This is a genomic window from Bacillota bacterium, from assembly GCA_040754675.1.
Lineage (GTDB): Bacteria > Bacillota > Limnochordia > Limnochordales > Geochordaceae > Geochorda.
Genome location: JBFMCJ010000376.1, coordinates 1 through 4,061 on the forward strand (window position 1 = coordinate 1; position 4,061 = coordinate 4,061).

Below are 4,061 nucleotides of genomic sequence, written 5' to 3' on the forward strand. Positions count from 1 at the left end.
AGGGCTGGCCGGTGAGGGCCTGCGCGTTCTTGCGGTGGCGGGCCGGCGCGTGCCCCGGGCCGGGCTCCCCGACCCCGGTTCGTCCATAGAAGTCGTGGCGGCGGCGCTGGAAGGAGATCTCACGTTCCTGGGCCTCGTGGGGCTGCGTGACCCGCCGCGGCCGGACGTGCCTGCCGCGATCGAGCGGGCGCGTCGCGCGCACGTGCGCACCATCATGATCACGGGCGACCACCCCGGCACGGCGCGGGCGGTGGCCAGGGCCATCGGGCTTGCAAACTCCGGCGAGGAGCCGCTGCTGGGCCAGGAGATGGAGCGCCTGAGCGACGAGGAGCTCCGGGAGCAGGTCCGGCGGCGCCCGATCTTCGCCCGCATTTCCCCCGCCCAGAAGCGGCGGCTGGTGAGGGTGCTGCGGGAAGAAGGGCACGTGGTCGCCATGACCGGCGACGGTGTGAACGACGCCCCTGCCCTCAAGGAAGCAGACATCGGCGTGGCCATGGGCCTTGCCGGAACCGACGTGGCGCGCCAGGCGAGCGCCCTGGTGCTGGCCGACGACAACTACGCCACCATCGTGGACGCCATTGAAGAGGGCCGCACCATCTATGAGAACATCCGCCGCTTCGTGCGCTACCTTTTGGGCTGCAATGCCGGCGAGATGCTCACCATGCTGGGGGCGGGCCTCCTGGGCCTTCCCGTCCCGCTCACGGCGCTGCAGATCCTCTGGGTGAACCTGGTGACCGACGGGCTGCCGGCCCTGGCCCTCGGCATGCTCCCGCCCGTCGAACGCGTCATGCAGCGCCCGCCCAGGCCGCGCCGTGAGAGCCTCTTCTCCAGGGGCGCCGGCGAGGAGATTGCGGAGGAGGGCCTGGTGATCGGCGTCAGCACGCTTCTGGTGTTTGGGGGAACGCTGGCCCTCGGCGCGGGGATCGTGGAGGCGCGGTCGGCGGCGTTCGCCTGCCTCGTGGTGTCGCAGCTCCTTTACGCTCTTCGGTGCGGGTACGACGGGGGAAAGGCGGTCATCGTGCCGCCCGTCCTGTTCGCCTCGGTGATCGTCTCCCTGCTCATGCTGATCGCCGTGATGGCCTGGCCGGCCCTGCAACCGCTGTTCGGCACCACGTGGCCCAGGCCCGCCGTCTGGGTGCTGGTGACGGGCGGTTCCCTGGGCACCTTCGCGCTGCAGGCGCTGGGGTACCGGGTCGCGCGCCACGCCGCCCGGCTGGTGCGGGTGAGGGGCGCCCTGTCCTGGCAGCGTTCGCCGTGATAAGATGGCCCCGATAGGGGTGGACGCCCGTTTGCCTTCCACTTCGCCGGCCAGCATGACGGGGTTCGGCGCCGCTCAGGGGCCAAGCCCCTGGGGGCTTCTCCGGGTCGAGGTTCACACGCTCAACCACCGCCATTTGGACGTGGCCGTGCGCCTGCCTCGGGGGTGGCCGGCGCTCGACTCGGCCGTGCGGGAGAGCGTGGGCCGCAGGTTCGTGCGCGGCCGCGTGGAAGTCGCCGTGGTGGCGCAGGATTTCGAAGCCTCCCGGCGAACAGTCCGGGTGAATGAGTCGGTTTTGCGCCAATACTGGGAACAGTTGACGCAAATCCAGCAGAAGCTTCAGGTGGCACGCTCGCTTTCCCTGGCAGACCTTCTCTCGTTGCCCGATGTCGTGACGCTTGAGGAGCCTCCGGTGGACGAGCAGGCTGCCTGGGGCACCCTGGCGCCGTTGCTGGATGCCGCTCTGGATCAGGTCCAACAGATGCGGCACGCCGAGGGAGGGCGGCTGTGGCAGGACATCGCCGCAAGGCTGGATGCCATCGAAGCTTCAATCGGCCAGTTTCAGCGCGACCTCGCAGGGCGCTTTCGGGATGCGTACTACCAGCGGTTGGTCAGGCGTGTCGGCGAGCTGCTCAACAGCGGGGGCTTGACGTCCTTGCCGGGCGTGCTGCAGGATGAGGCGCTTCTCCAGCGGCTCGCCCAGGAGGTGGCCATCGCTGCCGAACGTGCCGACATCAGTGAAGAATTGACGCGCCTTTCAAGCCACGTGGCCCAGATGCGCCGGCTCGCCGCAGAGGTCGCGCCGGGGCGGCGCATGGAGTTCTTGCTGAGGGAGATGGACAGGGAACTGTCCACCGCGACGGCCAAGGTGCCGGAGGCGCCGGGAGTGCACCGGTTGATCGAACTGCGCGCCGAACTGGAGCGCATTCGTGAACAGATCTTGAATCTCGAGTAGGGGGGCCAGCGGGTGGAGATTCGCCTTATCAACATCGGGTTTGGCAACATCGTTTCGGCCAACCGCATCGTCGCCATCGTCAGCCCGGAGTCGGCGCCGATCAAGCGCATCATTCAGGAGTCTCGGGACCGGGGGCGGCTCATCGACGCCACGTACGGCCGCCGGACCAGGGCCGTCATCATCACGGACAGCGAGCACGTGATCCTCTCGGCGGTCCAGCCCGAGACGGTGGCGCACCGCCTCAGCAGCAGGGATTCCACGGAGGCCGGTGGCCCCGCCCCCCAATGACCGAGCAAGGGCCCGGCCTGCCGCCGCTTGCGCGCGGCTTTCTGGTGGTGGTTTCCGGCCCGGGAGGGGTGGGCAAGAACACCCTGGTCAACGCGGTGCGGCGGCGGATGCCCGACGTGCTGTACTCGGTGTCGGTCACCACGCGGCCGCCGAGGCCCGGCGAGGCTGACGGCCGGGATTACTTCTTCGTCACCCCCGAGCGTTTCCGGGAGATGGTGCAGGCCGGTGAACTCCTGGAGTGGGCGCGCTTTGGGGACCACTGGTACGGAACGCCGGCGAGATTCGTTCAAAGGGCCGTCGATTCGGGCAAGATCGTGCTGCTCGACGTCGACATCCAGGGCGCCCGGCAGCTCCGTGACAAACGCATTGACGCGGTCTTCGTCTTCCTGCTCCCGCCCTCCCTCGAGGCGTTGCGGGAACGCATGATGCGGCGGGCGGCCGACGCACCCGAGGTGATCGAGCGGCGTATGGCGATGGCCTTGACAGAGATGGCAGCCGCGTCTGATTATGACTATGTTGTGGTAAACGACGGCCTGGATGAGGCGAGCCACAAGCTGGAGGCCATCATCCGGGCTGAATCGTGTCGCCCGCACCGGCTTCGGCGGCCTGAGCCGGCGGGCGGGCCGTGATTTCGCGCTCCGGAGGAGGGAGGTGCGCGCCTTTCAGGGCACCATGCTCAACCAACCGCCACTCCAGACCATGCTCCAGAAAAACCCGACGCGGAGCCGCTACACGCTGGTGACGGCTGCCGCGCGGCGAGCGCGCCAGCTTCTCGAGGGGGCGCCGCCCCTGGTCTCCGTGAACTCCACCAAGCCGGTCACCATCGCCCTCCGTGAGGTGTACGAAGGCGCGGTGATCTGCGAACTGCCGCCCAGGGGCGGTGTCAAGTAGACGGGGCAAGAAGGTTCGTCGAGGCCGCCGGGGCCGCTTGCGGCTCTGGTGGCCATCGACCCCGGCGACGCCCGCGTCGACCAGCCGCTGAGCTACCTTCCCCCGCCGGGCGAAGGCCTCCCGGCTCCCGGTAGCCGGGTGGAGGTGCCGCTGCAGCGGCGGCTCGTTCGGGGTTGGGTCGTCGGCCACGCGCCGGCGCCGGCCGGCGTACGCTTGAAGCACCTCGCCGCCGTACGGCCGCCGGGGGAGTGGTGCCCCCCTTCGCAGGTCGAACTGGCGGGGTGGATGGCCCGCCGCTACCTCTGTCCGCTTTCCGCCGCCTTGGGTGCCGTGGCCCCCCCGCCGCCGCTCAAGCGGTCCCCCCGGGGCCGGGCTCCGGCACCACCCGTTTCTCTACCTGCCGGGCGAGGTGCTGACGTTCAAGAAGCGCCGCTCACGCAGTGGCAGCGGTCCGCCGCGGAAGCCATCGTCCGGTCGCTTTCGGAGCGCCAGCACCGGGTCTTCCTGCTCTGGGGCGTCACCGCCAGCGGCAAGACACGGGTTTACGAAGAGGCCGTGGAGGCTTGCCTGCGGCAGGGGCGTTCGGCGGTGGTGCTGGTACCGGAGATCGCCCTGACCCCGCAGCTGCTGCGCGCGTTCCACCGGCGCTTCGGGGATCTGGTGGCTGTC

At 69.7% G+C, this 4,061-nt stretch carries 6 protein-coding genes; all 6 read left to right on the forward strand.

Translation table 11 applies throughout. The features are described from left to right. On the forward strand, window positions 1-1,258 hold a 1,258-nt coding region (locus tag AB1609_17160), incomplete at its 5' end, for an HAD-IC family P-type ATPase (GenBank protein ID MEW6048177.1). Window positions 1,259-1,277: 19 nt separating this feature from the next. Continuing rightward, window positions 1,278-2,213, forward strand: coding sequence for a YicC/YloC family endoribonuclease (locus AB1609_17165; GenBank protein ID MEW6048178.1), 936 nt, complete (start codon window positions 1,278-1,280; stop codon window positions 2,211-2,213). 12 nt (window positions 2,214-2,225) lie between these two features. After that, on the forward strand, window positions 2,226-2,501 hold the full coding sequence (gene remA / locus AB1609_17170; GenBank protein ID MEW6048179.1) for an extracellular matrix/biofilm regulator RemA: 276 nt from the start codon (window positions 2,226-2,228) through the stop codon (window positions 2,499-2,501). Beyond that, the gene (gmk, locus tag AB1609_17175) at window positions 2,498-3,130 is read left to right on the forward strand and encodes a guanylate kinase (protein ID MEW6048180.1); all 633 of its coding nucleotides are present in this window, start codon (window positions 2,498-2,500) and stop codon (window positions 3,128-3,130) included. The genes remA and gmk overlap by 4 nt, the downstream gene beginning before the upstream one ends. 43 nt (window positions 3,131-3,173) lie before the next feature. Next, a complete protein-coding gene (rpoZ, locus tag AB1609_17180) occupies window positions 3,174-3,392 on the forward strand; it encodes a DNA-directed RNA polymerase subunit omega (GenBank protein ID MEW6048181.1) in 219 nt (72 codons plus the stop codon). Between the two features lie 48 nt (window positions 3,393-3,440). Next, window positions 3,441-4,061 (forward strand): DEAD/DEAH box helicase family protein (locus AB1609_17185; GenBank protein MEW6048182.1); only part of this gene is annotated, 621 nt, incomplete at its 3' end.

What these genes read in the sequence shown, in the direction of transcription:
- gmk (MEW6048180.1), top strand. Translation starts at nt 2,498, where the DNA reads ATGACCGAGCAAGGGCCCGGCCTGCCGCCGCTTGCGCGCGGCTTTCTG.
- rpoZ (MEW6048181.1), top strand. Translation starts at nt 3,174, where the DNA reads ATGCTCAACCAACCGCCACTCCAGACCATGCTCCAGAAAAACCCGACG.